23 protein-coding genes are annotated in these 25,068 nt (G+C 58.7%); 5 read left to right on the top strand and 18 right to left on the bottom strand.

Annotated features, from left to right (window positions below; genetic code table 11):
• Positions 1–207: 207 nt before the first annotated feature.
• Positions 208–726, top strand: a complete 519-nt coding sequence (locus BDOA9_RS40195) for a plasmid mobilization protein (RefSeq protein WP_025038348.1) — start codon at positions 208–210, stop codon at positions 724–726.
• Positions 723–1,796, top strand: coding sequence for a relaxase/mobilization nuclease domain-containing protein (locus BDOA9_RS33650; protein ID WP_042336981.1), 1,074 nt, complete (start codon positions 723–725; stop codon positions 1,794–1,796). The genes BDOA9_RS40195 and BDOA9_RS33650 overlap by 4 nt, the downstream gene beginning before the upstream one ends.
• A 65-nt stretch (positions 1,797–1,861) precedes the next feature.
• Here the strand turns inward: BDOA9_RS33650 and rpmD are convergent, their stop codons facing one another.
• From rpmD to BDOA9_RS33580, 14 genes are all read right to left on the bottom strand, one after another.
• A complete protein-coding gene (gene rpmD / locus BDOA9_RS40190; RefSeq protein WP_082847949.1) occupies positions 1,862–3,394 on the bottom strand; it encodes a 50S ribosomal protein L30 in 1,533 nt (510 codons plus the stop codon).
• 137 nt (positions 3,395–3,531) lie between these two features.
• Complete coding sequence (locus BDOA9_RS33640) at positions 3,532–4,674, bottom strand: hypothetical protein (RefSeq protein ID WP_025038345.1); 1,143 nt, start codon at positions 4,672–4,674, stop codon at positions 3,532–3,534.
• A gap of 172 nt (positions 4,675–4,846) precedes the next feature.
• A complete protein-coding gene (locus BDOA9_RS33635) occupies positions 4,847–6,226 on the bottom strand; it encodes a hypothetical protein (RefSeq protein ID WP_025038344.1) in 1,380 nt (459 codons plus the stop codon).
• A gap of 146 nt (positions 6,227–6,372) precedes the next feature.
• Positions 6,373–7,560: a hypothetical protein gene (locus tag BDOA9_RS33630; RefSeq protein WP_152033713.1), complete on the bottom strand. Its 1,188-nt coding sequence runs from the start codon at positions 7,558–7,560 to the stop codon at positions 6,373–6,375.
• Between the two features lie 4 nt (positions 7,561–7,564).
• On the bottom strand, positions 7,565–9,481 hold the full coding sequence (locus BDOA9_RS33625; RefSeq protein ID WP_025038342.1) for an ORC-CDC6 family AAA ATPase: 1,917 nt from the start codon (positions 9,479–9,481) through the stop codon (positions 7,565–7,567).
• Entirely contained in the window at positions 9,481–10,581 is a 1,101-nt protein-coding gene (locus tag BDOA9_RS33620) for a phosphoribosyltransferase-like protein (protein ID WP_025038341.1), read from the bottom strand. The genes BDOA9_RS33625 and BDOA9_RS33620 overlap by 1 nt, the downstream gene beginning before the upstream one ends.
• A gap of 21 nt (positions 10,582–10,602) precedes the next feature.
• Positions 10,603–11,712, bottom strand: a complete 1,110-nt coding sequence (locus BDOA9_RS33615) for a PfkB family carbohydrate kinase (protein ID WP_025038340.1) — start codon at positions 11,710–11,712, stop codon at positions 10,603–10,605.
• A gap of 85 nt (positions 11,713–11,797) precedes the next feature.
• Positions 11,798–13,444: a sucrose-6-phosphate hydrolase gene (locus BDOA9_RS33610; protein WP_244521609.1), complete on the bottom strand. Its 1,647-nt coding sequence runs from the start codon at positions 13,442–13,444 to the stop codon at positions 11,798–11,800.
• Positions 13,445–14,067: 623 nt separating this feature from the next.
• Positions 14,068–15,558: a phosphotransferase gene (locus BDOA9_RS33605; RefSeq protein WP_152033712.1), complete on the bottom strand. Its 1,491-nt coding sequence runs from the start codon at positions 15,556–15,558 to the stop codon at positions 14,068–14,070.
• A complete protein-coding gene (locus BDOA9_RS33600) occupies positions 15,542–15,799 on the bottom strand; it encodes a multiubiquitin domain-containing protein (RefSeq protein ID WP_025038337.1) in 258 nt (85 codons plus the stop codon). The genes BDOA9_RS33605 and BDOA9_RS33600 overlap by 17 nt, the downstream gene beginning before the upstream one ends.
• Positions 15,800–16,237 (bottom strand): DUF6527 family protein, encoded by a 438-nt coding sequence (locus BDOA9_RS40185; protein WP_445291841.1) that lies wholly within the window; start codon positions 16,235–16,237, stop codon positions 15,800–15,802. It lies immediately after the preceding gene.
• Between the two features lie 109 nt (positions 16,238–16,346).
• Entirely contained in the window at positions 16,347–17,639 is a 1,293-nt protein-coding gene (locus BDOA9_RS33590) for a HesA/MoeB/ThiF family protein (RefSeq protein WP_025038335.1), read from the bottom strand.
• Positions 17,636–18,031, bottom strand: coding sequence for an E2/UBC family protein (locus BDOA9_RS33585; RefSeq protein ID WP_025038334.1), 396 nt, complete (start codon positions 18,029–18,031; stop codon positions 17,636–17,638). The genes BDOA9_RS33590 and BDOA9_RS33585 overlap by 4 nt, the downstream gene beginning before the upstream one ends.
• Complete coding sequence (locus tag BDOA9_RS33580) at positions 18,031–18,552, bottom strand: hypothetical protein (RefSeq protein WP_025038333.1); 522 nt, start codon at positions 18,550–18,552, stop codon at positions 18,031–18,033. The genes BDOA9_RS33585 and BDOA9_RS33580 overlap by 1 nt, the downstream gene beginning before the upstream one ends.
• Positions 18,553–18,601: 49 nt before the next feature.
• Between BDOA9_RS33580 and BDOA9_RS33575 the strand changes: the two genes are divergently transcribed.
• Both BDOA9_RS33575 and BDOA9_RS33570 read left to right on the top strand, forming a co-directional pair.
• Positions 18,602–19,042 (top strand): hypothetical protein, encoded by a 441-nt coding sequence (locus BDOA9_RS33575; RefSeq protein WP_152033711.1) that lies wholly within the window; start codon positions 18,602–18,604, stop codon positions 19,040–19,042.
• A gap of 27 nt (positions 19,043–19,069) precedes the next feature.
• Positions 19,070–20,152, top strand: coding sequence for a HigA family addiction module antitoxin (locus BDOA9_RS33570; protein WP_025038331.1), 1,083 nt, complete (start codon positions 19,070–19,072; stop codon positions 20,150–20,152).
• A gap of 247 nt (positions 20,153–20,399) precedes the next feature.
• On the opposite strand, the gene BDOA9_RS33565 is transcribed toward BDOA9_RS33570, so the two are convergent.
• The 4 genes from BDOA9_RS33565 to tnpA form a co-directional block, all read right to left on the bottom strand.
• Positions 20,400–20,639: a hypothetical protein gene (locus BDOA9_RS33565; protein ID WP_025038330.1), complete on the bottom strand. Its 240-nt coding sequence runs from the start codon at positions 20,637–20,639 to the stop codon at positions 20,400–20,402.
• The gene (gene tnpC / locus BDOA9_RS33560; RefSeq protein WP_025038329.1) at positions 20,636–22,285 is read right to left on the bottom strand and encodes an IS66 family transposase; all 1,650 of its coding nucleotides are present in this window, start codon (positions 22,283–22,285) and stop codon (positions 20,636–20,638) included. The genes BDOA9_RS33565 and tnpC overlap by 4 nt, the downstream gene beginning before the upstream one ends.
• A gap of 69 nt (positions 22,286–22,354) precedes the next feature.
• The gene (gene tnpB / locus BDOA9_RS33555; RefSeq protein ID WP_025038328.1) at positions 22,355–22,702 is read right to left on the bottom strand and encodes an IS66 family insertion sequence element accessory protein TnpB; all 348 of its coding nucleotides are present in this window, start codon (positions 22,700–22,702) and stop codon (positions 22,355–22,357) included.
• Complete coding sequence (tnpA, locus tag BDOA9_RS33550) at positions 22,699–23,124, bottom strand: IS66-like element accessory protein TnpA (RefSeq protein WP_042336974.1); 426 nt, start codon at positions 23,122–23,124, stop codon at positions 22,699–22,701. Before tnpA ends, tnpB begins: the two co-directional genes overlap by 4 nt.
• A 390-nt stretch (positions 23,125–23,514) precedes the next feature.
• On the opposite strand from tnpA, the gene BDOA9_RS33545 reads away from it, so the two are divergent.
• The gene (locus BDOA9_RS33545) at positions 23,515–24,921 is read left to right on the top strand and encodes a DUF2130 domain-containing protein (protein WP_025038327.1); all 1,407 of its coding nucleotides are present in this window, start codon (positions 23,515–23,517) and stop codon (positions 24,919–24,921) included.
• The last annotated feature ends 147 nt before the right edge of the window (positions 24,922–25,068 follow it).

The following is a 25,068-nucleotide window of genomic DNA, read 5'->3' as shown; positions in this document are numbered from 1 at the left end:
GGTAGGGGTGATGGCTGCACCATTCCGTGAGGAATGCTCCGCATCGATCGTCGCCTGGGTTGGATCTCACCTGCAGCAAATGCCGAGCTTTGATTGCCGAGCTGGTTGGTTTGAACCAACATGGAGAGGGTGGAGGGATTCGTTCTTTCTAGTGCAGGATAGGCTTCGCGCCAGCGATGTATTACATCGCGATTGGGATTGGACTGCATGGCTCTGATCTCGCTTCGCGTCTCCGACGAAGTCGCGGTGCAGTTCTCCGCTCTTGCGGCGACACAGGGCGGAAAATCCGCGCTGCTGCGGCGCCTCATTGCTGATGCACTGGCTGCGCCAGCGCCGCGCATGTTGGCGTTGCCGGTCGGACGACCGGAGAAGGTGACGGTGCGATTTCGGGAGAGCGAGATGCGGCAGCTCGCGGAAGTGTCACATCAGCGCGGCATGACCCGAACCGGCTGGATCGTCGCATTGGTGCGCTCGCGGTTGGCATCACCGGTGCAGCATTCGCCGAGCGAGCACGAGGCGCTTCGCGCGATCGTTCGCGAGCTGAACCGGGTCGGCGGCAACATCAACCAGATCGCGCGTGCCGCAAACACCAGCGTTCTGCAGGGCAGGGCGGTCGAGCCCGATCCGTCCGCAATTCAAGAGGCCAAATTGGTCATCGAAAGAGAGCTCGCGCAGTTGCGCAATGCCCTACACGGCAATGCAGATTATTGGGATGGACGGCGATGAGCCGGCGCTCGCCGCGGCCGAACGACTTGGCGTCCGAACTTCCGCCGATCTCGTACGTCTGGGAAACGCCTAATCGGCGCCCGCGGCGGGCCGAGTGGGATATCCCCGATCCGGCTACTCCTGGTCGCCTCACGCCGGCGATGCGGGCAAAGCTCGAGCGTATCGTGCGCCGAGCACCGGAGGTGATGGTCAAGATCACCGGCCGCACCAAGGACGTCGCGCATCTCAAGTCACACCTTGCATACATCACGCGAAACGGTGAGCTCGATGCGGAAACAGAACAGGGCGCGGCGCTGACTGGTCGTTCCGGATTGAAAGACTTGCAGCAACACTGGGAGGATGACGCTGGTGTTGATAACAAGCGGCGCCGCGATGGATCGCTTTCGATCAACATCATTCTGTCGATGCCTGCTGGCACCGATGCCGCCGCTGTCAAGGATTCAGCCCGGGCGTTTGCCATCGAGACGTTCGGGCACAATCACGACTACGTCTTCGTCCAGCACCTCGACGACAAGCATCCCCACGTTCACTTGACCGTCCGATCCCTGGGCCATAACGGCAAGCGCCTCAATCCCCGCAAGGCGGACCTTCAGGCCTGGCGGGAACGGTTTGCTGGCGAACTCCGGCTTCGCGGGATCGCGGCGGAGGCAACGCCGCGGCGCACCCGAGGACGGGTTCGAAAGGCCGATCGCGGGACGGTTCGTGCGATGCGCAAGCGTAAGATCACGCCCGAGGTTGATCGGATCGCCCGTAAGGAGGTGCTATCGGAGGTCAGGGGTGGCAGGACCGCCAAAAACCCTTGGGACGAACAGATTAAGTCGCGTCAGGAGGCGATCCGAGGGCGATATCTTCAGTATGCCGTCGAGCTAGAGCGGTCTCGAGTGGCAGACGATCGTGAGTTGGCTCGCGAAGTTCGGCAATTTGTTAAGGATATGCCCACTATCGAAACCCGCCGGCATGCGTTGAAGAACGAGCTTTCGGAGCTTGCCAATACCCAGCGCCGCGATGCAGAGCAGGGCATCGATGCAGAGGGGCGCGACAAAACACGAGGCAATGAGCGAACCAGATAACCGGAGCGCAGGAACCATACGTCGAGTGACGACATGACTCTTATTTTATCGCCGGAAGAGGAGAGCTATTGTTTATAGGAGCCTGCTAGCTTTTTATGACGTCTCCTTCGGCCGGCCACCCATATCGCAGTTTCTGAAAGCATTGGGTGAAACTGCGGCGTCAGAGACACGATCGAATTGTCTGGCTGAAGGAACTGGTGACAGGCACCCGGAATAAGACCTGGATCGAGCGGAATCCTTGCGCCCGGATTGTGAAAGACGGTCATGCCTTCAACCCAAGTCTCGGAATATCGCGGCGCGTGAACGACTTGAACAAACGGCATTCCATGCTGTTCATCTTGCGCAACGCCTCTGCGCACCATCCGTACATGCTTGCTGCCAAAGCCGGCGAGATAACCGAGCCGGTTGAATTTTGGTAGCGTGCCTTGAGCATTAACGATCACGGCCGAGACATTCTCCGCATTCGGGAATGAGAAGAAGCCGGACTGCTCGCGAAGCTCACCCCAAACATGCTCGTCGATGAGTTCGGGGCTGCCATCGTCCAGATTGTGCCGAACGCCGAATACATAGTCGCTCATGGCCGCCGAGATGAACCTCATCGCGCCGGGACTATGGAAGTCTTGCACCGCGATCACGAACGGAATTCCGTCCATTTCGGCTCTTTCCCAATACGGCGTCGGGTGCTCGAGCTTTCGGCGCAAAACTCGGCCAAGTCGGATCGGCACGTAGTTTTCGATGTAAGCCATCAACTCCTGAGGACTGGCGGGCAGGGGGACTACCGCGCCTGGGTTCACAGACGTTGCTTCGATTCCGATCGCGCCATCCGGGCCCCAGAAAATGAAGTCGGGAATAGCAAGTTCCGGCGCAGGTGCGTAACCGAGCTCTGCAAAGGTCGCAAACAGATATAGTTCCCAAAGTCGCGCGTCGAACGCCGTCGTCTGGAATTGCTCGACAAAATTGCCATCCATGTCCACGTAGAATCGCATCATAGCTTCGATGATCTCGCGGGCCGGCGAGTAGCGGGCCTCCGAACGCACGATACGGAAACCTGGATTTAGTCGATCCAGTGAAACGACAGGCGTGAGGAAATCCATGGCCGCGCCCAGTGCGTCACCTTGGTGGAAGGCTTTGTCGGGCTCACCGTTATAAAGTTCCATTTCTTCCATGAGGTCGCGCCGCGCGTCCGCGATGGAAGCCATGGAACTGTTCGCGTCGATTGCGCGAAAGCGCAGCCGTTCGTCGCGGCCCAGAATGATCCAGCCCCAGTCATCGTCTTCGAGGTCTCGCACGACCATGCCGATGACCCGTTCATCTCCGGTGATGTACCATTCCGCTTCTTCGAAAACGGTAACCGTCGCTGGATTGCGCGCATAGCCTGCGAGTGCGTTGAAGCGGCGGGAGGAGAGCCCACTGATTTCGACAAGGATCTTTAGCATGTGCCTGACCTTGTCGATCATCCCGTGAACGCAACGGGTGTTCTCCAAGGTTCGCATGCGTCCAATTTTGTTCAGTCCCAGACCTATGAGCGTGCGCCGCTGACACGCTGGCCGTCGGATCGAGCTACCAGTCTGCACGACCCTAATGATGCCTCGTGCCATCCATGCCTCTTACATCCTGAGGAGCCGACAAAGTTGGGCGGTCACACAACTATAGCGGGCGCCGTTCGAAGGGCAAAGGGTAACGATGACGAGGGCGGGGGCGGGGAGAGTGAAGTTTCGCGAAACAGGGTGCCGTTTCATTTCGCGCCAGCTTCCTCGTTCCGGCGGGAGCGTTCGAGAGCCCCGCTTCGGAAAAGTCGCGCCATTTCCGCGGCATTATCTAGCTTGAGCTGGCGTAGGTCCTTTTCCAACCTATTCTTGCGGTTGCGATCAATCCAACGGCGATTGACCGCCTTGAACAGCCGGATCTGGCAATCGTAAACGCTCGCCGCGATGTCTTTCTGCATGGCGCAGTCGTCGCCGGTTACTTCATTGAACTCGATCATATCTGACGGCTTGCGATAAATTCGCACCCCGTTCGGGTCCTGGCGGAAGAGGGCACCGAGTCGATCGTTCCCTTCGAGTGTTAAAGCGGCGGTGCGGGAATCGAAAGCATTGGTATGGCCCACGAACCCTCCCTGGAACGTAGGGTCCAGGGACGGCAACTTGATGGGCTGATATAGCCAGACCACGGGCTTGTACAATTTAAGCCTGGTCACGGGACTGCTGACTGCCGTTGGGTACCTGAAGTCCTGCAGCATCAGGCGCCCGTCGTCCGGTCCTCCGATCTGTAGCGTCATGGTGTCAGGGAACGGAAGGCCGCACCCTTTCGAGCAAAAGAAGTCGGCCGAGACGTTCAAGAGAAGCGTGTCGTTGGCCCGAAGACCAAAGCAGCTCGGCATCTCGTTAAAGATCAAGCTGTCGGCGCCGAAGAGATTAATGCCCTTGCTCTGGCCATTGAATGCATAGACCGACAGCATGCGATCCTTCTTCCCAATGCGCGTATCGATGTGGAAGTTTGGGGTTATCTCGATAGGATGTTTCTCGATCTGGTGCTGAAGCAGCCAGACTCCAATACGGACCTTGTCCAGCCAATCGAGCAGCTCAATATAGGCTAAGACTGGCAGAGCCTCACGACGGCCGAGTGCTTCAACAATTGGCTTAATTCGACCTTCCATCTTCGAATATGTATTGTTGCAGTCATCGCAGGCTGGCGCGACGAAGTTCGACCACGAATACTCGATCGGCTTCTTTCCCTTGGCATAGTTGATTCCGAAAGGGACGACGCGAGCCGGATCACCGGTCATCTCCAGCAGCCAATAGGGTACGACATGCTCTTTGGTCTTGCCGTCAGGAGGCTTCCCGCAAAAGACACAAAACCGACCGCCAGTGATTGTCATCTGTTACTCGCGTGAAGTTAGAACGGCAGGCTCCGTCAAAATGCAATGGCGATGCTGCATAATTAGGGCAATTGGTGGCGTGCGCGGGCAGCGATGATGTGGACCGTCTGACGAATTTGCTAGCAAGTCAGAATTACCGTTGTTTGATCAGATCCTAGACCGCGCGCTGCGATTACCCTTCCGTCGAACTCGCGCCGCGCTTGGGATGCCAATGGACTCCGTTTTCACTTCCATCTTCCGGCGAGACCAGCATGTGCCCGGGCAGTGGCCAGCGCGTTCGATGGTGCCCGATCTTGTAGGGCACCATCGTCTCAGTAATCGCCCACGTCTCGTTCTCTCGTGTGGTTGCTTCGGGAACAAAATAATTTGCGTAGACCCACTTGAGTCGTGAGGTAGCAGGCGCAAATGTTCCGGCTTGAATCGTGTTGAAGAAGTGGCGAGTGAAATCAACCTCGGAGCCCGCCGCGGTTTCAATGCCGACGTGAATCACCCCAGGACGATCGCTTGGAAGCTGCCGCTCTGCGTTCGCGATGGTGCTGCGGAAGTGACGCGCCTTTTGACGCACCGCGGCTTCAGATTCGCTGACCCAGCTGACCACGCTGGCCTGGTAGACAGCGTCGGCATATGTGGGCCTCAAAGGCGCCGGACGCCACTTGGCTGCCATGCTGTGATCGGCCGTATGAATGTATCGTCCGGCCAGAAGTTCAATCATCCGACTTCCATCGAAATAGACGTAGTCTTTGGCGAGAATTCGCCGGAGCAGCGTCCAGTCGATGCGGCGCACTCGTCCGGTCGCCACCTCATCCTTCCAAGGCGTCAGCGACCGCCGTTCAATAGCCGATCTCACATGCCGCAAGAGATAGTCGTCCTCGACCTCGTCCAGTTCGACTCGATACTTCACTTCGACAATGAAGGATTCGCCAAGCTCCAGGCACAGCTGATGGACCGGCTGCGCGAGCGCTGTACCCCGAGACTTCTCGCGCGCGGCATAGGTTGAGGGCACCAGGCGCTTGCACTCTGCCGCCCAACGGCTTCCTGCGCGGAAGACATACATGTCCGGAGTTTGTCCGCGCCCGGGTGTCTCCGGCACGAACTCGACTCGGCTCCATCCTCTTCGGCGGTAGGCGAGGGCAACGAGCATCTCGAAAATGCTGCTGTCCGGTTGGCGCCTCTCCTGCAGCATCATGCGAGCTGCTCGCTCTTCAACCCCCTTCACGCTGAGAAGACGTTTTAGCTCCTTTCCGATACGTGATAGGAAGGGCACAACTCGCATTGTGCCCTCAGGCGTCCACAGGGCCCTATCGGTGGCAAAGGTCTCGGCCTGTAGTATGTACCAAGCTGCCGTATCCGCAGGGTCAAACAGCGGGCCCACAGCGCCGGCGCGCATGCGCTCCTGGGCGGCAAGAAGGTTGGCCTTCGCGACCTCTAGCCTTTTCTCCATCTCCCTGCGAGGAACAAACGATTTCAGCCAAACAACTGCGAGCATCAATTCGTCGTCGCGCCAATCCTGGTTGCCGCGCGGCGCGGTCCAATCTGGGTTGTTCGCCTTCATGCTGCGATGCTAGACATTGCCACGAGACTACAGTCGGCCATGTATCCGGGAGGAGCTGCCAAGGTTGTGAGCGGAAGCGACGCCGCTTCGGCTCGGATAATGTACAAATACTAAGCGAGCACGCCTCGATCGGTTGGGATGGACCGTCATTTGGCGTCCGCACCGACAAGCGCTTGCTGCACCTCTTCGCTCTGCTTTTTGTGCGCAGCGACGCTATAGCATTCACCCGCGACCCAGGCGGAAATGAGCTGATACTTCGGATTCGATTGTATCTTGGCCGCTTCATATCGCCGGGATTCGACATGCGCCATGCCGACGCGGACGGCTGCGCGATTGCCGGTCGCCCGCTTCTCAAAGGCCGCCAGCAAGCATCCAATCGACAGGCCTTTGCTCGACAGGGGCGACAGGACAAATTTTGCGCCGCCGGCGAGCTTGAGACTGTCTTCGTAGCGCGCCATCGTCTGCATCAGCGAGCGATAAAGCTGGAACGGGTTCCATTCGGTCGCCCGCAAGATGTCGCGGATATCGACGTCGTAGCGGTCAAACAGAAACTCGCCCAACGCATTTATGATGTTGTCGCCGCGACGAGCATCCGCGGACTGAATGGGCAATACCGGGCAGATCTCATCGGGATTGGTGCGTTCGCCGATGCGGGTGAGCTGTTCGAGCACGTCCTCCGCGAGCACCGGAAACCAAACGACCGGCCAGCCCAATGAAGCCTCTTCGTCGAGCCGGATCCCCAAGCTCTGGATAGGTGCAAGATCCGTATCGATCTCAAATTTGGCGATGGCATTATCAATCACCGCGGATTCCGCATAAACGACGTGAAGGTTGATCGCGGAACCAAGTGGTGTTTCGGAGCCAGGCTTCACGAGATGGGTAAGCAACGTGTTGAGCAGAGTGAGATAGACGAGGCGAGGGAGCGCGCTGATGTCGACAATGATGTCGGTATAATCGGATATCCAGGTCTCAAAATCGGCAAATAGAACTGCGGCACTCCGCGAAACGTCTCGAATTCCGTCCGTGTCGGTTGTGACCAGTTCTCTGACCTCGAGACGACCGTCAGGAAACAGTGTCTTCAGGCCGGTGAGGTTTTTCTTGCCAAGTTTGGAGGCCGCGGCGTCCGTGCCATATCCCTCCGACATGTCGATTGCCAGGCACTTACGCGCGGCGTCGGGCCCGCAGGCAATGATCTCCTTCGCCGGGCCCATCACGCGCGGATCAAATCCCGCTCCGACGATGAACAGCAGGCGTCGCTCTCGATCTTCCAGGTGTTTGCGCCAAAAGGCACTGAACTGGTCGGATCGATATAGATTGTAGGGGTCCCACCACATGCTATCAGACCAATGTTATCTTTTCATTCGCGCGCGGTACCACCCCGCGCGACCAATCCTGAAGCCGTCGAAGAGAGACGCGTTGCCAACCACCAACGTGATAGACAAGATCAAATTGCGCACAAAAAAGCCGGTTTAGATACAGAACGACCCACGTCTTGTTGTCCTGCTTGTGATTGTCGCGCACCTCGAACAGATTTTGCGCTACGCAAGAACTGATTGTGGATGCGAGTTCGAAATACGGGTTGCCGGGACCATCCCGCCCGGCTTGCACCAGTGCCTCGCGATCTTGCGTGGAAAGGGCAATACCCGTCACGCCAGGTGCATAAGGAGCGTTTGGCTCGTAGGTTTTCTCACGGCACATGAGCCCGATTGCTTCGATGAGGCGTTGCGCCTGGGGGCCGAGCGCGAACAGGCGTGGCAGCTCCTTAAATCTCTTCTCGGCAAGTTTGGTCAGGGCGTCGTTCTGAATTTTTGCGCTGACCGATACCGGACCGCTGCCACGTGAGCGCGTGATCTTCTGCGCATAAATATGGTCATATAGGACCGCGCAGATCTGGAGAAATTCCTCGACATTGTAGGAACTGAGCCGCACCACGCGATCAATTCCGTAGAAATAGGGTACGTCGTGCCTGCGACAAACAAACCGCTCCGCAGCGGCGGGCACGCCAGAGCCCGTCCGCGCTTCCAGATCGTCGTCCGACAGGGGCGCTAGATCCAGGGATGCTTGAACCTTCTGCTTCTCTCGCGTGATGAGAATGCCAATTCGGGTCCATTCGATCGCCTTGTCGAAAGGTTCTGCTGTGGAGGAAGCCGCGCTGGAGATCCACTCGTCGAAGAGGCCGCTACCACTTGCAAGGTCGCGAACGCTCTGCTCCATCTCCGGCAAGGCCTTTGCGATTTTGTCTTGGGTCGCGTAGTCCGTGACGGTGTTCGAAAGATAGTCGCCGAAGCTCTCCAGATCGGTGCGCATCTGCGCCATGCGTCGGTTCGCGATGGACGTCACAAAGTTCAGATACTGCTTGGATTTGGCCGTGCTCCAGGCTTGCTCCATGCGCACCTCTTCGTAGTCGCGCCGCGGGATCGCGCCTGTCAAAAGTTCGGAAGGGTTGATCACATAGGTTCGTTCCGCGAACCAGACGGATGCTCCCTGTCTGTGATCGAGCAGTTCGCTGTACAGCAGAGTTCTTTGCCAGGGGCGGAGCCGATGGACATCGTCGAACATGACGATTGGCTTTGCTGCGACGGTCCTGCCATGAATGACGAATGACACCTGCGACAGCCACAGCACAGCATCAAATTGCATGTGAAGCGGCAGATCTACGGATGTGTTTCCGACGGCGTCGAGTTGAGCGAAGCAGCGAGACTCGACGTCCTCGGCCCATGCGCGCAGGGCGCCGAGGTCGGCGTTTCGCGGAATGGGCCCTTCGTCGAACAGCGAGGCGGCGTACTCGCAGGTGATCGTGCCCAAGCCATTGGGATAATCAAGGTCATGGAGCGTGCACAGTGCTCGCAGCGACCTGAGGATGATGCGAGCATTCACCAGAGCGCGAAACAGCGCGCGAGAGGTGCGTTCTTCGAGTTGAGGGCCGATTTCGGCGTATCCACTAGCGCAGGGTACGAGGATTCCAAATGCGAGCGCCGTCGCCTCGTCGACCACGCCCAGCTGAGCCAGGCTTCGATGAATTTCGTCGTGCGGAGAGAGATGACGGTTACGAATGACCTGGATCAGAGGACCGGGGGTAAATATTCGCAGAAGCGATGTTTTGCCCCCGCCAGGGGCGCTTCGCAGCACCAGCGCACTTGTGGCGAACAGATCCTGCGGGAGAATACTGAGCACCTCGGGCGCAAAGTACCGCGAGAAGACGTCGTCGGGGGACGATGTCTCCGAGGTCCGGATGGCAAAGGCATTTCGAGCCACTATGAGACCTCGCGGTGACGCACAATGCGCGGGAAGAGGCCACGCGCGCTGCCGACTTCGAGAGGATCGGCCCAGAGCAGGTAGATGCTATTGTTAGGGCAGTTGTGGGCCAGGACCAACGGCAAGCCACAGGCCGCGAAGCCGCGCTTGATAGTGTCTGTTCCTCCCTTTGCCTCGTGCTCATCAAGGGGGCGCGTACGATAGTAGGAATTGGAATCGACCAGCGCGAGAAACTCCTTGTCGCGAGGGGAGGCGAGGGCCATGTCGGGCGCAAGCTCGTAGACGGCGGTGATGCTTGGGACGGGGATCGATTGCTCTTTGCAGTACGTCGCCAACTTGTCACCGATGTAATCGACAGCCGCCTTGGTCGCCACATACAGAACGATGTGCATCTTGATCGCAGAATACTTGATCAAGCAGGACGCGTCTTCGTTAGGCTGAAACTGCTTCAATGCCTTGACCAACTTGCCCTTCCACTGATCCTCCTCTTTGCGGATATAGGAAATGCCGCTCGCCGAAAAATCGTCGATCAGCACGATTCTGGCGAACTGGGCATTCGTATCGCCGAGGGCTGATTGCAGGTCTTTGAGCATCCCCGCCGATTTCGGTTTACCGATTTCGTACGCCTGCCAGACTTGCTCGTTGTCGAGGGAAGCTGCCCGCCGAAAGATATCCATTCTCGAGCCGTCGCTCAGCCCCAGGAAGAGCGTCTGACGCAGCGAACGTTGATAGTCGGGATGACGGACCACTTCAGTGATGCAATGGGGGGCGATTCCGATGGAATTGGCGACATCGGCGATCAAGGAAGGGCGGATAACGTCGGGGAAACTGGACTCGACGAGATGGCGCATGTCGGCCGCTGAAACGAAGACGACGCGATCGCGCACGAAGGCGTAGGCAATCTCACGTTCGGCTTTGGTGGCGAACTGCTTCAACCAGAGGCAAAGGGCTTCGAGAAACTTTTGACCGGGACCGAACTGCTGATACTCGTCGTACTTGAACCGGGCCATCCGATCCAATCGCGGAAGTTCCTGGGCAAGTCGATTCTCGTCCCACTCCATGACCAGAGCGAGCAGGCGCTGCGCAAGTTCTTCCTTCATTCCTCCTCCGGGATGGAGCTCTCACGCGACGCAAGCGGGGCAGGCGAGGCTCTCCGCTTCAAGGGTCACCTTAGTGGATGCTGGGAGAGCTGGGGTACCGCCCTCCAGCAGCTTTGCAATCTGCTTCTGAAATACGTTCTTGGTCGAGGCGTACATGCCGCCTCGAGCTCCTTCAAAGCCACAATTCCAGGCAGCGAGCGCTTGGCCATAATGAAGCGCTTGTGTCAGTTGGGCAGCCTTCAATTTTGACAGCCCCTCAGGTTGCAGCCTGAATATCTCGGTGAGAAAGCCGGCGCTGAACCAATCTCCGGAGCCGCAGGTGTCAACCAGCCGGGGCGCACTTATCGCCGGTATACTCAGCCAGTTGCTTCGCTTGCTGCCAAGCTTGTGCCGGTAGCGCAGCCCACGGTCACCCATCGTCTGGATCTCGATCGCAGTTGCCGCGCGCTCAGTCCAGGCCTTCTCGATTTCGGAAAGGCGCGCGTCCGCGTATTTCAAAACGTGAGCGAGTTCGATCGCCTCCCGGAGCAGCCGCGGTTCGGCGACGCCGGATGGCTCGTACATGATGAGAGCGCCATTCTTGGCAGCCAAGGCAGCCAGGTCGAGAATGCCTCTCGACAAGCGATCCATGAAGAAGACCTTCGCCGACGCAAGGTGAGGCGCAATCGAATCCACCACGGTTCGGGTGATCGGCTGGAAGCTGGGCAATCGCTTGCCACAGCGAGGGCACGCCCAAGAAAACGAATGAGTGGGTGTGCCGTCGCGTTTGCGGCGAATTTGCTGGACGATGATCGGCGTGTGCGCACTGGGGGTGCAGCGGGCATGATCGAGATGCACGCCCCATCGGCTCATGTCGGCCTGCAAGACCTGGGAGGCGGCATCATCGCCGAGCCGCGCAACCGGATAGGAGCTCCACCCCAGATAGGCGAGCACGGTGAGCACATTGCCGCAAGTCCCGCCAGCATGGGCTTGAAATGACGAGGACGAATCGGCGCTGACGATGAGATCGAGCGCAATCAAACCGGATCCGAACGCGGTGAGGCGTTTGGTTCCGGCTTGTTTCGTGCTGCGCGCCTTCGATGACCTAACGGCCGGCCTTGGCTCGGCATCGTGCTGGGATCTGACGGGCATTTACTCTGCTCCCTTCAGGGGCGAATTGAACAGCCAAGTTACAACTTACGTGTGCATAGGGCGACCCGATTGTCGATTTCTCGGATCATTCCCACAGGAAACGACCGTCCTGTGGTCGAAGTCTTCTCAAATATTCGAGCAGAACCGACGGCCCACGCGATCCTTCGGACCCCAGATGCCAACACGTCGCAGGATCGAGATTGACCTCGTCAACGCTGAGCGAAAGAGGTTCAGCCAGCAATTCGTGATCGTTTCCGGGCCAGCGTCCCCGGTCGCCTACGCACAGTATGGCGCCGCTCCCAACCCGGTTTCGCATTGCATCAACCACTGCTCCCTTGGCGCGCCTGGCGTCGACAATGTCGATCGAGTGACTGGATCTCACGACATGAACGCCGCTAGCCCGCTCCGACAGAATAGCCTGCTGCGCAAGGAGCCAAAGGTGGTCTTCTCGCAAGGAATGCTTGGGCTCCAGGGTAATCTGGTGAGCGCGATCCGTCTGCTCCGCACAAAGAGAGACCTCCGGTTGGGCCCGCAGACGAGCGGCAATCGCGGCCAGAGCCTCTGTCGGCCGGGTCGTGTCGTTCGGTGATCGATCGTCACTCAATGGCGCGATCTCGAGGCCATTGTAATAGCCGATCGTCACACTGGGCCACAGTCCCTTCGGCAGGACTTCGCGCAAGGACAGGCGTACCGATTTTCCGCGCCCCGTCGCGATGGCCAAGATCAAGCCATTCTCAATGAGGTGGACAAGAGCTCGCGCAATGTCTTCATCCGGAGGCAAAGTGCGCGCGCGCGCGTCCACGATTGTGCCGTCATAATCGAGCACGGCACCGGCAAACGAGGCCGCACGCAGTCGTTCGTTAAAGTCGCTGTAGGCGCTGTGCCAGAACGTAAACTGCCCGCGTTCGACAAGCAGCTTGTGTGACGCGAAAGCCTTTCGTTCTATCGCTGCGATTTCCGCGCCGCTACGGGATTTTACCGATTTTTTGAGGGGGAGACCGTAAAGCTTTCGACCAAATTCCGGTACCCCCGGCCGACCGGGATCTATACCTCGGGCCTCGCCGGCCCATCCCGTCAGCAGCAGTGACGCTGCGAGCGCGCCAAGGGAGACCGCTTCAGGTCGTCCAGGCAATCGGAGGCGAGAGACCGGGATGTCATCCGGTATCAGGCTGAGTGTCCGCTCCGCCAACTTTTCGTCGTCGTCGCCGATGAGTGCAATGATCGCGCTCTCTTCTCCACGCTTGGCCAACCAGTGATGACGCCCGTGCGCGAAGTTTCGCCAATCGGCGTAATGAAGGTTCCCTATTGCGGCTTCGGTGAATTTCGATTCCAGATCTATCGCACCCACGCGGGCATTCGGACCGTGCAGCACGACTGTGGTCGATCGGGCCCACACTTGTGCGGTGGAGTTGCGCCACGTCGTTCGATTTTCTGCTGAGAGCAGGCGAGAAATTTGCTGCTCAATGTCGTCCCAGTCGGCACACGCTTGGGTCGCTTCCAGGTAGGATCGCAAGATGAGAGCGGAAAAGCCGAAGAGGGAATTGGTCGCCAGAAAACCATCCTTGCCGGCCGGCGGCTCGTAGAGCAGCAGATCGCAATAAGGATGCTGCTGAGCTGTGTCCGACAGTCGGCTTTGCGCGCGTCCGCACAGAACCGCGAGCTGACGAGGTTCGCGCGCCACCGCGTCTTCGAAGGCACCATTGATGTCAACGTTGGTCCCACCAGCGCTCAAGAGCCAAACCGCGGCCGAGCGGGGCGCAGGCTCGCTAAGCAATCCAGAAGGGGTCGCTGTCAGTCCGAGCTGGCCTGATAGGCTCTGATGGGTCTGCGCAAGGAAATGTGCGGCGCTAAGTGAGCCGCCCGAACCCACTGCTACCAGAGGGCCAAGCGAGGCAGTTTGCGCTGCGCGAGCCAAATCGTCGACAGACGCCGATCCGGCCCAGGCTAGCGTTTCGCTAAGCTTTTCAATCTCTTGCGCGTATGGACGAGCCACTTGTCTTCTTTACCTTACGTATGGGGTCTACGTTCTTATCATATATAGAACAAATCAGGAACGTTCCTTTTTAGGACGGTTGTTGCCGCTTTCAACAATCCTCTCGACTGAGGGAGACGGCGGTATTTTCGCCTGCGCCAGTTCCCCCGCTCGGGAAGCCCGACAATCGTGCGAAGTGGCGCCTTAATACCGTCCGAGCGGGCGGACTGCGGAGAAGACGCCAGGCTTCAGCATCGCCGGCGAGTCTAGGACCTGGTGCCGCCGAGGGGGCTAGGAGGTTCGTTTCACAATCTACGCGGCTTATGCAGCGACCTTGACGAGGAACAATCCCAAGAAAGGGTGTAGGACAGGTGGGACCTAAACTAGGCCACGTTGTGCTCGACACGCGCCGGCATTCGTCGAGCGATCTCCTTGATAATGCGGTCGGCCAGTCTGTACGCGAAGCGGCGCCGTCGATCCTGCTCTTCGCCCATCCCCCCGTAGGACGCTTTGCGCAGAAGCTGCAATGCGGTCACGCACGGATACTCGAATGGTGTGAGCTGAACGCTGAACGCCATTTGACGAACATATTGAATGGCGTCGAGCAAGTTAGCGCTTGGATCCTCTGGGCGCGGCGGAATGGCCGGTGCCATCAACGCCTCCACCCTGTAGGCTTCCTCGGCGACCTTGATCCAATCGTTTCCATTGACGATCCGTGTGTCGATCATCAAGGAGACATCCAGGGCTGCCGGGTCGACGGTGAGCGGCCCGTCCGCGATAGAGGCGAAATCGAGCATGATTGCCTCTTGGCTGGCGACCCGGACGTTTTGTCCGTGTAAGTCACCGTGGGTTAAGCCAAGCCGATGCTTTATTGCCGGCAGGGCGGCCAGGAGCGATTCGAGTTCGCTGTACTCCGCACAGTGCGGACCACTTTGAGCGCATCGCTTGCGCAGCCGGGCCTTTCGAAACGGTGAATATGTACTTGGCCGCGACAGGCGCATCGTCTGCAGGATGTTAGCATCGAAAACATAGTGCGGCGCGTAGAATGCCTGGCGTCGCCAACCTCGAAGAGCTCCCTCGAACAACGAATGCAGCGGCGCTCGGCCTGCTCCGCGGTCGACCACGTCCTGGAGAGATTCTGATTGTTCGATAAAGTTGCCCGCGATGACCCCCGTCGTGGGGCCGACAAGGCAGCGATCGTGATCGAGGTTTGGCCGTTGGTTAAACGGCACGTGCAAAGTGGTGCATTCCCGATAGTTTGTCAGCTCGCGAATAATCTTTGGAGCTTTGTCGAACTTGACAAAGAACGGCAGAGGGATGGGCCCCACGCGTGAGTTCAGCAAGCTCGCGAATGCGCAATAGACCTTCGCGGAACCAGTCGTTTGTTTCACCAGTTTGACGGAAGAGCAATCACCGAATGCGCGCTTGAGGAGAATGAGCTCTTCGTCGGACAGCAAGTCAGCGCCCGTGATGGCGAGCGTTTCGCTCGCCGGTGGCTCGTGCTTGATTCTCGCGACCGTCTCGATGATGGGGCCTTCTTGCCCCCGCAGTTTAACGTCGACGATGTCGCGCATCCGCCAAGCTTTGAGAACCCCCGCGACTTTTGGTGACTCCGAATATGAGCAGGTGATATAGCCCTTGATGCCGTGGCACGCCGCGTCATTCAGCAGGACGCGCAGGTCATCGTTTAGTCGTGCTTCAGCCGTGCCGTCATCGAGTGCTATGATGACCGCTCGCCCTTGTGTCCGATGAATCATCGAAAGCGGAGCATCGAGAAGATCAAGTTTGAGCTCTCTGCTGGCACATTCTGCCTCACAGAGAGACCCGGGTTCCCCGCCGATCCAGAGCAGCCGGCTTCTACGAGCAGGAATCATCGATCAGGCTACCAAACGCTGTCGGTGGTTTCGCGAATACGTGCCTGGTGGGGCCGGAGAGATCGAGCACATCGGTGTCGGTCAAGACGTGGTCCGGGTCATTTCCCCGTCCCTCTGCGATCAGTTCGTAACCGGCCGGAATTGCGCCGAGAAGACGAAGCTGGATACCGGTCACTTTCGCTGATGGCACCTCGAGCTTTTGACCATTGAGAACCACGGCATGCTTATCGTCGTTGCTCACCTAGGCTCTCCTGTCGACGATCGAAGACTTCGTCGGCGGGGCATCGGGAGCCAAGCCGAAGCGGGAGCCCTTGACCGATGAACTCGCTACCCCGTCTGCAACAAGCGAATTGCAGGCCCAAAGGACCTCCCACGGAATACCATCGATTTGGACTGCCAGCTCTTCGAAATGCTTATGCGCGGCGCCTCTCGGGGGAAGAATACTCCTTACCCGTCGCTTCAGCTCATCATCCTTCCAGCGCGGAGATTCGAGCCCGTCGCACCAAATGAGATCGTCCCTCCAAAGAATGAAGTGAGCCTCGCAGCCGGTCTCGCGCCAGACAGATGGATAGAGGGTTACGGCGCCAGCCCGTTCGAAAAGCCGCCAAGCCGGACCGGTTCGGGGATCGAGATTGACGCTGATGATCTCGCCGCACCCGTCGGGACACCTGATAGCCATCGACCTCAGGCCACCTCTATAGACGATCGCGGCGTCGCCAGCGTTGGGGATAAGGTCGACGGCGTCGGAATGCCGCTCGGCCCTTCCGCGCATGGTTATGGTTTTGGCTCTAGCCATTGCGTCTCACAGGCAGCGGTTGCGCGTCGCCGGCGCCGGCCGCGGAATCCGGACCGCAAAATACGCAGTTCGGGTCCTTTTGGGCGACTACAGAGGCCAGACGTTGGCGATTGCCGTCGTAGACTAAGTAACGGGCAGGGGCGTCCAGGCCAGTGACAATCGATAGGAACATGGTCACCGCAGCCGATGCCACCGTCGAATTGATGCTTATCACGGCAGGCTGCACGACGCCTGGGCGACCCAGGAAATAGGGGTCGGCTTTTTCTTGCTCAGGGGTCATCATTTCTTCGCGGACCTGCCGGGAATCCAGCTGTCCTAGACACCACAAGCATGGCTCTTCAGCGCTCAGGCCCTTTACGTGCCCAGCGAAACGCACAGCAGATCCGGTTGCATCGATCGCAACGCCCATATCGATCGCGGGAATGCCGTATTGGTAGCTCACCTGGTTTATCAAGTGACGGCTCGCGTGGGAATCCGTGCAGCAGAAAATGAAATCGACGGAGGTCAACTCTTTGGCGGTCGCTTCTTCCACGACATCGGCAACTAGGCTTCGCACTGGGGCGTCGGGCCGCAATGAGTGGATGAGACGCTCCGCCACCGCGACCTTGGCGTTGCCGATATCGTCCGGAGTGGCCCCCACGGTCCGGTTTAGATTTGTGCGCTCCACGGTATCGGGATCGATCAGCAGGAAGTTCCTTACACCAAGATAGGCGAGCTGTTGGGTGACGACCGAACCAGTGCCGCCGGCACCCACCACAGCAATGCGAAGACGCTCCAGTTTGGCCTGCCCCTCCGAGCCGAAGGCCCGGATTTGCCTGTCGTATTCGGTGCCAGCGTCGTCTTTAACCACGGTTACCATCTCCTGCGAACCCAATACGCGTGCGGCGTGCGATTCCTTTGCGAACAGCAATGCGCAATGGGGGACCGACGGGCTGCGTCTATTCGCGTACTCCGCCAACGCCACCTCAGCATTGTCGTCGATCGGCGAGAAGGTCGCAGAGCCAGTCTGATGCGGATGCGTGTGGCAGTATACCAGCGACCAGCCGTTCAGGCTCGCCTTCTTCTCGATCGGGAGGCCGAAAGTCGGGCTCAGTCGAATTGCGACCGCCGTCCTCACCTCGTATTGATCTTCCGGGACGACGTGCATTTCGCGAACTGCCAAATGCCAGTCACCGTTTCGACTCGCAGGCTCGCAGAGGAGGATCGCTGCCGATTCCAGGGTCGAGTGCCAGATGTCATGACGCAAGCGTTCGAATTCGCCCTGGCCGAAGACCAATTGGATCATTGAGGCTGCCTGAAACGGTCCAGGACGATCTTCACAAAAGTCATCAGGTCATCCCGGTTGGGATTCCAGTTGTTGTGTGCATCGACGACGTGCCACGAGAACCAGCGGCCGACGATCGATGTTTCCGGAATATTGGTCACGTTACTCGCCTGCGGCGGGACTCCCGAGGAGAGGAGCAACCCCTGATCCGCCCAGAAACAATCGGGAGTGGGGCCGGGGTAGCCGATCGGCACCAGGAAGTGGATCGCGGTGCGCGCCGCCGACCAGCCCGCGGGCAGCGGCACCTCCGGAATACTCAATAGTCCAGCGCCCGACGGCAGGGATTGCAGGGATGCCGAGGGATAGCGCTCCCGGAGGCGCTCGAACTGACGTTGCGTGACCTGCGAGAGCATTAGCCGGCCCCGAAGGTCGTCGGCGGCTTCGAAAAGAAATGCTTCGCGGGATGCGTCGCATCGACTTCCAAGGATACGGTCTGGTTGTCGTTGATGGCCTGGTCCTCGTGGCCGCCCTGACCCTCTTCGATCAGGACATGGGTGAGATCGAACGACGGATCGACTGCCTTGATCATCGCCTTGATCTGGGCCCCGGTGGCGCTTGCCGTCGGCGAGACGATCTTGTGCTTCATATAGTAGAAGAAATGGCGCTCCCGCTCCAGCTCCAACTTGATATGGCCGGTGTCGCCGGCGACGGAGCCGGTCGTCACGCCGGGATCGACCAGCGGCACGCGCCCGTGGAAGAGAACAAAAGTGAGCAGCTGCCCTTTGTCGTCCACCCCTTCCTTCAGGCTGAAGGCCGTGAGCACCCTGGTCTTCAAAGCGCCGACCGTTTCGTTTCGGTCCGCGGCATGGTCTTCCAACTTGTCTCCGGTCGGCGGGTACTCGACCGAGATGTTGATCTTAGCACCGTGGCTCATCAGCCTGGTCTCCTGTGTCTAGCGCGGTTCGGCGCCGATAACGGGGAACATGGCAGGTTTTTCGACGAAGTCAAATAAATCCGTTACCAAATACGTAACGCTTTTCATTTCAAATGGTTGTGGCCGGTGCGCCGACCCCGATTGCGCCCGTCTTAAAAAAGTGTTTCCTATTGCTAAACGAATCATTGGGCCTATCTTGTTGATATTGTTTGGAAGCGCTGCCGAGCAGCGTCTCTTCTCTACCGCCGAGCTGCTCGATCGGCGCTTCGGGCTCAATCTTTCAAAAAAAATCAAGTCGCGGCTGCTTCTACTCAGGGCCGCGCCGAACCTGGCAATGGTCCCGACATGCCAGCCCTACCGCCTGAACAAGATTTCGCGCGGCGAGTACACGTTGGATCTGCTGCCCCCTAAAGTGCTGCGCTTCGCAGCCGAGGGCGGCCGGACCCAGCAATCCATGATCAAAGCCGTGAAAATCCTTGCCGTCGAATGACGCGCGGGGAAAAGCAAACGGAGAAGAATGATGCCGCAGGAGCAGCACATATTCGAGCCGGACTACGCGCTAAGTCCAGGCACATTCCTCGAGGAAAGTCTCGACGCGATGGGAATTTCGGCGAGAGAGCTCGCTCGCCGTTGCGGACGCTCCGCGAAACTGATCGTCGAAATACTTTCCGGCAAGGCCCCCGTTGAACCCGAAACAGCGTTGCAGTTTGAAAAAGTGACGAACGTGAACGCGACGGTCTGGCTCAATCTTGAGTCAGAGTACCGGCTCCATCTCGCCAGGCAGCTCGAAGAGGTCAAACTGTCCGATAGCTTTTCTTGGGCTCGTGAATTTCCCCTCCGCGAATTGCAGGAACGAGGGATAATTGCCCAACCAAAGGATAACGCGGATTGCGTACGCAAGCTGCTTCAGTTCTTTGGCGTCGCAGGTATAGACGCGTGCGAAGCTTCTTTTGCGTCGTACTCAATTGCATATCGTCACTCACCTTCCTTCCAAACTGATAAGAAGTCCCTGTACGCTTGGCTTCGCCTTGGCGAGGTCGAGGCTGACGCCATCGATTGCAAAGAGTTCGATCGTGCGACGTTCTTGAAATCGCTTACCCGCCTCAGAGCGTTGACGGTAGAAAGTGTCGACGAGGTTCTTCCTCAAATCGAGAGCATTTGCTCTCGCGCGGGAGTCGCATTTGTGCTTGCGCGCCCACTCGGAAAGATGGCTCTAAGTGGGATCTCTCGTTGGTTGACGCCGCGGAAGGCTCTAATTCAACAAACTATGAGGCATAAAGCTAACGACCACTTTTGGTTCACGTTCTTCCATGAAGCGGCGCATCTCCTGCTTCATAGCCGGAAAACAGTCTTCGTCGTCGATCCTGGGGCCAATACGACTGAGGAAGAGGAGGCTAATCGATGGGCTACCGAGTTCTTGATTCCCGCAGCAGAACTGGCCCGTTTCGTTCGTTCAGGAGATTTTTCTGAAGAAGCAGTCATCGAGTTTGCAAGCGAGCAAGGAATTGCTCCTGGCATCGTCGTGGGACAGCTGCAGAAGAGAGACCAAATCACGTATAGGCAGTTGAATAATCTTAAGCAGCGGTTTGCTTGGGAATAGTGACGGCCGCTGCGTTGACTGCAAGAGCGGTCCTTAGCCCTCTATTCGCTCAGCTTGGATAGAAAGTCCAATTAGCGAGCGTTTTCGTCTCTAGATGCCAAGTATCGTACCAATCCATTGGGGCGCTGTCTGATTCAAATCCCTCAGGGAGGGGAGGGCGAACGCCTCACCAATTCATCGAGGCCAATTAGCTGAATCCGGCTATCGGCGTTCGCTGCTTCGTATCCGTTCGGCGTAGGCCGCAGCGTCACCGCCTGAGCAGTTCAGGGTGTTCTTTGTAGAACTTGCTGAGCTCGATCAGATTATCGATGCCGAAGTCGGTGAACGCCTGGACGCCGTCTTCTCCGACGCCATAGACCCAGATGAGGCCATCCTCGATCTCCATCTCGTTGGCGATGTCGCACAGCCAATCCTCATCTTCGCCGAGGTCTTTGGCGATTTTTGCGAGGGTGGTGACGTGATGGACCTTGTTGACGTGCGTGCTCATGCTGCTTGAGCGGAGAGCGTTGATGCCAGCGTCCAATTCCAGGGCAGAAGCTCGTCCAGGCGATGAGCCGGGTGGGTTGCGATGCGGGCAAGGACATCGGCCAGCCACACCTGCGGATCGATGCCGTTCATTTTTGCCGTGACGATCAGGCTGTACATGGCCGCCGCACGCCGTCCGCCGCGATCGGAGCCGCAGAACAGCCAGGACTTTCGGCCAAGAGCAATGCCCCTCAGCCCTCGCTCGGCGGCATTGTTGGAGAGACATACGCGCCCGTCCTCGAGGAACAAGGTGAAGCTCGTCCAGCGCTTCAGGATATAGTTGAACGCCTTGGCCAGATCGTGTCCCCGAGACAGCTTTGCAAGCTGCTCCCGCATATAGACCTGGAGGTCCTCGACTAGGGGCTGGCTCAGCGTCTGCCGCACCTGAAGGCGCTCCTCGGCACTCTTGCCGTTGATGGATCGCTCGATCTCGAACAGTGCATCAATCCTCCGCACGACCTCGATCGCGATCGGAGAGAGCGGGATTTCCTTCTTGCCGGTGGCTTTGCGCCGGGCATTCTCTTCGATGTCGGCCATGGCAAAGAACGGGCGCCGTCCATGCGACCAGCAGGCAGCCTCCCGGACTGGGCCTGGCTGGCGTCCCGCCAGATAGAGCTGGTTGTACCCGTCATAGGCGTCGGCCTGCAGGATGCCGGCATACCCCGCCAGATGCCCCTGAGGATGCTCGCCCTTTCGGTCGCGTGAGTAATAGAACATCGCCGCCGGCGGGTCCGTGCCTCCAAACGGCCGGTCGTCCCGGACGTAGATCCAGCATCGTCCCGTATCGGTTTTGCCCTTGGCCAGCACCGGCACGGTCGTATCGTCGGCATGAAGGCGCTCGGCCCTCATAACATGGGCTTCCAGCAGGCGCAGCAGGGGATCCAGCGAGGCACAGACTGCGCCTACGGCATCTGCCATGGTCGACAGTGCGATCGGCACGCCTTCCAGCACGTAGCGCTCGGCCTGGCGGTTCAAGGGCTGATGCTGACCGAACTTCTCGAACATGATCATGGCCAGGAGGCTCGGGCCAGCCCATCCCCGGGGGACGGCATGGAACGGTGCCGGCGCCTGGCTGATCTTCTCGCAGTCGCGACAGGAGAACTTCTCCCGGACCGTCTCGATCACCTTCCACTGGCGCGGTACCACTTCCAGCGTCAGCGTCACGTCCTCGCCGAGCTTGCGCAGGCGGCTACTGCCGCAACATTCACAAGCCGTAGGTCCATCGATTACCACCCGTTCCCGGGGAAGGTACTCGGGGAAGGTCTGGCGCTCGGCACGCTTGCGGGTAAATCCCCGCACCGTCGTCGTCCTGGCCACCGCCCGTTCCGCCGCAAGCTCGTCCTCGGTGGCGTCGGCTTCCAGCTCCTCGAACGTCAGCGCCAACTGCTCGATCAGGCGCGACGAACGCTCCGACCGCTGGCCGTAGATTTGATGCCTTAGCTTGGCAATCTGCAGCTTCTGTTGCGCGATCAGCGCTTCATCTTCTGACGCTTTCGCGCGGGCGACCGCGAGTTCGGCGGCGATCTCGACGCCCTTCGCGCGCTCGACTGCCAGCGCCTTCTTCAGGGCGGCAAGCTCATCCGGAGCAGCGTCGCGGTCGGCATCCATGAGACGCAGTGAATCACAGATTGGACGCGATGGGACTCCCCAAAATGCAAAAAGCTGCGGATTCTACGCTTAGCCCGCGCTTTGCGGCCGCCAGCTCAATTGCGGATTCCGCCAGTCGATCCCTTCCAGCATGTAGGCCATCTGCGCCGCCGAGATTGATACCGCGCCGTCGGACGCCGACGGCCAGATGAACTTGCCGCGATCCAGGCGCTTGGCGTAGAGCGACATGCCAAGCCCGTCATGCCAGAGGATCTTGACCAAATCGCCGCGGCGACCCCGGAAGATGTAGAGATCGCCAGCATGAGGATCGCGCTTCAGGCTCTCCTGAACCGCAAGCGCCAGGCTTTCCATTCCGCGGCGCATGTCGGTGTGGCCGGTGGCGATCCAGACCCTGACGTTGCTCGGGATCGGGATCATCGCCGTCTCAGAATCTCAAGAACCCGCTGCAGCGCCTCACCGTCGACGTCGCGATCAACGCGAACACGACAGCCGCCGCCAAGCTCGATCTCGATAATACCGGCCCTTGCACGGTGCGCAGGCGGTGAAGACACCGGTTGTGGCGCGCCACTCGAGATCGGAGCCGCCGCAGGCGTGATCTCAACCGGAATAAGCACCGGCGCAGCATCGCCGCTCAACTTGCCTTCGCGCGCCAACCGGCGCCACGTGAACAATTGGCTTGTCGACAGCCCGTTACGACGCGCAGTCACCGACACCAGACGCGACCCGCCATAGCTCTCGGTGACGATCCGCTGCTTTTCTTCCAATGTCCAACGGCGCCGTGCGCCCGTCGAAACGACTTCAAGTCGGGAAACCTTCGGCATAGGCATATGGTCAGTCATACGCCTATGTCTTCATCCTCCATCAAACCGCGCAAGGCGGTCTTCGCCGGAGCGATACGCTGCTTCCCGCAATTCGTCGGAAAAGCCCCTGCGGGCGAAGAAGACCAGATGATTTGTTCTCGCCACTTAATAATAGGAGGGGGCTTTCGGGAGTCTACGCCGAGGAGATGGAGGTCGCGATCTGACCCGTCACAAGCCGTCCGAGTGACTTCGCCGGCGCCTCGGAAAGCGGGGGATTGCCAAAGCAAAATGCGTGAAACCGCTGCTTCTGGCTTGACCCTCTAAATGAGCCCGTTCTAATTTTGTTCTCGCGGCGGGCGGAGGCCGATTCCGCTGGTCCGTAGCCATTTTTGAACGACAACAGCAGCTGCCCCGATTCGGACAGGAAGCATGAACGAAATCATCTGTCCCCACTGCGACAAGGCCTTCAAGGTCGATGAGTCCGGTTACGCGGAGATCCTGAAGCAGGTCCGCGACAGCGACTTCGAGAGACAATTGCACGAACGGCTGGAATTGGCCGAGCGCGAGAAGCAGAACGCTGTGGAATTAGCCAAGGCCAAAATCAGCAGCGATTTGCAGAGGAGCGCGGCTGCCAAGGACGCCGAAATCCAGGTGCTAAAGTCCAAGCTTGAGGCGAGTGAGGTCACGCAGAAGCTCGCTGTCACCGAAGCGCTCAATATCATGGAGAAAGAGCGCGACACGCTCGCGAACGCTCTCGCGCAAGCTGAGCGCGAGAAGAAGTCTGCCTCCGAGCTTGCTGATGCCCTCTTGGCCAGCGAGCTCCACAAAGTGTCTGCTGCCAAGGAAGACGAAATCCGAGAGCTGAAGGCCAAGCTCCAGGCCGTCGAGCTTGAGAAAAAGCTCGCCCTGACCGAGGCAGTCGGCGCGATCGAAAAAGAGCGCGATGAGCTGAAAAGCGGCATCAAGCAGGTACAGCTTGAGAAGCAGCTTGCTGAAAAGGCTCTCAAGGACAAGTATGAAACGCAGCTCAAGGATCGCGATGACGCGATCGAACGGCTGAAGGACATGAAAAGTCGTTTGTCGACCAAGATGGTCGGCGAAACCCTCGAACAGCACTGCGAAACCGAGTTCAACAAGGTGCGCTCGATGGCCTTTCCGCGGGCATACTTCGAGAAAGACAACGACGCGCGCACCGGCAGCAAAGGTGATTATATCTTTCGCGAGTCGGACGAGGCCGGCACCGAATTCATCTCGATTATGTTCGAGATGAAGAACGAAAGCGATAGGACCGCAACGCGGGGCAAAAACGAGGACTTCCTCAAGGAACTCGACCGGGATCGCACCGAGAAGGGCTGCGAGTATGCCATCCTGGTCTCACTGCTCGAACCGGACAACGAACTCTACAATGCGGGCATCGTCGACGTCTTCCACCGTTATCCGAAGATGTACGTCATCCGGCCGCAATTCTTCCTGCCGATGATTACGCTTTTGCGGAACGCCTCTCTGAACTCATTGAAGTACAGGACGGAGCTGGCGCTTGTTAAGGCGCAGAATATAGACATCACACAGTTTGAAAACCAGTTGGAGACATTCAAGAACGGGTTCGCCAAGAATTACGATCTTGCCTCCAGGCATTTCCAGACGGCGATCACTGAGATTGATAAGTCTATCGATCATCTTCAGAAAACAAAGGATGCGCTGATTGGTGCGGACCGTAATCTGCGCCTCGCAAACGACAAGGCCCAGGATGTGACGATCAAGAAGTTGACCCGGTCCAATCCGACGATGGCGGCGAAATTCGCGGAGCTTAAAAGCCAAATCGAGGCCGCCGAGTAATGATGCCTTGGTCGGACGATGCATGATTGTGTAAGCTGGCGCACCCCAAGTTTATTATTAGAGACTAGGCGTTCGCCATTTTGCGTCACTACACATGTGGTCGGAACAGTTGCGGAGCCAGAGGCTGGGCCGACCACGCAGAAACTG

This window comes from Bradyrhizobium sp. DOA9, from assembly GCF_000617845.2.
Lineage (GTDB): Bacteria > Pseudomonadota > Alphaproteobacteria > Rhizobiales > Xanthobacteraceae > Bradyrhizobium.
Note: the sequence above shows the minus strand (reverse complement) of the source record. Positions and strands in the feature narration are given on the sequence as shown.

Excerpts from the sequence above, each read along its gene's own strand:
- tnpA (WP_042336974.1), bottom strand. The coding sequence starts at position 23,124 with ATGACTGACCATATGCCTATGCCGAAGGTTTCCCGACTTGAAGTCGTT.
- BDOA9_RS33585 (WP_025038334.1), bottom strand. The coding sequence starts at position 18,031 with ATGCTCTCGCAGGTCACGCAACGTCAGTTCGAGCGCCTCCGGGAGCGC.
- BDOA9_RS33635 (WP_025038344.1), bottom strand. The coding sequence starts at position 6,226 with ATGAAGGCGAACAACCCAGATTGGACCGCGCCGCGCGGCAACCAGGAT.
- BDOA9_RS33570 (WP_025038331.1), top strand. The coding sequence starts at position 19,070 with ATGATGCCGCAGGAGCAGCACATATTCGAGCCGGACTACGCGCTAAGT.
- BDOA9_RS33620 (WP_025038341.1), bottom strand. The coding sequence starts at position 10,581 with ATGAAGGAAGAACTTGCGCAGCGCCTGCTCGCTCTGGTCATGGAGTGG.
- BDOA9_RS40185 (WP_445291841.1), bottom strand. The coding sequence starts at position 16,237 with ATGGCTATCAGGTGTCCCGACGGGTGCGGCGAGATCATCAGCGTCAAT.
- BDOA9_RS33640 (WP_025038345.1), bottom strand. The coding sequence starts at position 4,674 with ATGACAATCACTGGCGGTCGGTTTTGTGTCTTTTGCGGGAAGCCTCCT.
- BDOA9_RS33615 (WP_025038340.1), bottom strand. The coding sequence starts at position 11,712 with ATGCCCGTCAGATCCCAGCACGATGCCGAGCCAAGGCCGGCCGTTAGG.
- BDOA9_RS33575 (WP_152033711.1), top strand. The coding sequence starts at position 18,602 with ATGGCAGGTTTTTCGACGAAGTCAAATAAATCCGTTACCAAATACGTA.
- BDOA9_RS33580 (WP_025038333.1), bottom strand. The coding sequence starts at position 18,552 with ATGAGCCACGGTGCTAAGATCAACATCTCGGTCGAGTACCCGCCGACC.
- BDOA9_RS33565 (WP_025038330.1), bottom strand. The coding sequence starts at position 20,639 with ATGAGCACGCACGTCAACAAGGTCCATCACGTCACCACCCTCGCAAAA.
- BDOA9_RS40195 (WP_025038348.1), top strand. The coding sequence starts at position 208 with ATGGCTCTGATCTCGCTTCGCGTCTCCGACGAAGTCGCGGTGCAGTTC.
- BDOA9_RS33630 (WP_152033713.1), bottom strand. The coding sequence starts at position 7,560 with ATGTGGTGGGACCCCTACAATCTATATCGATCCGACCAGTTCAGTGCC.
- BDOA9_RS33650 (WP_042336981.1), top strand. The coding sequence starts at position 723 with ATGAGCCGGCGCTCGCCGCGGCCGAACGACTTGGCGTCCGAACTTCCG.
- BDOA9_RS33545 (WP_025038327.1), top strand. The coding sequence starts at position 23,515 with ATGAACGAAATCATCTGTCCCCACTGCGACAAGGCCTTCAAGGTCGAT.
- BDOA9_RS33590 (WP_025038335.1), bottom strand. The coding sequence starts at position 17,639 with ATGATCCAATTGGTCTTCGGCCAGGGCGAATTCGAACGCTTGCGTCAT.
- rpmD (WP_082847949.1), bottom strand. The coding sequence starts at position 3,394 with ATGGCACGAGGCATCATTAGGGTCGTGCAGACTGGTAGCTCGATCCGA.
- tnpC (WP_025038329.1), bottom strand. The coding sequence starts at position 22,285 with ATGGATGCCGACCGCGACGCTGCTCCGGATGAGCTTGCCGCCCTGAAG.
- tnpB (WP_025038328.1), bottom strand. The coding sequence starts at position 22,702 with ATGATCCCGATCCCGAGCAACGTCAGGGTCTGGATCGCCACCGGCCAC.
- BDOA9_RS33605 (WP_152033712.1), bottom strand. The coding sequence starts at position 15,558 with ATGATTCCTGCTCGTAGAAGCCGGCTGCTCTGGATCGGCGGGGAACCC.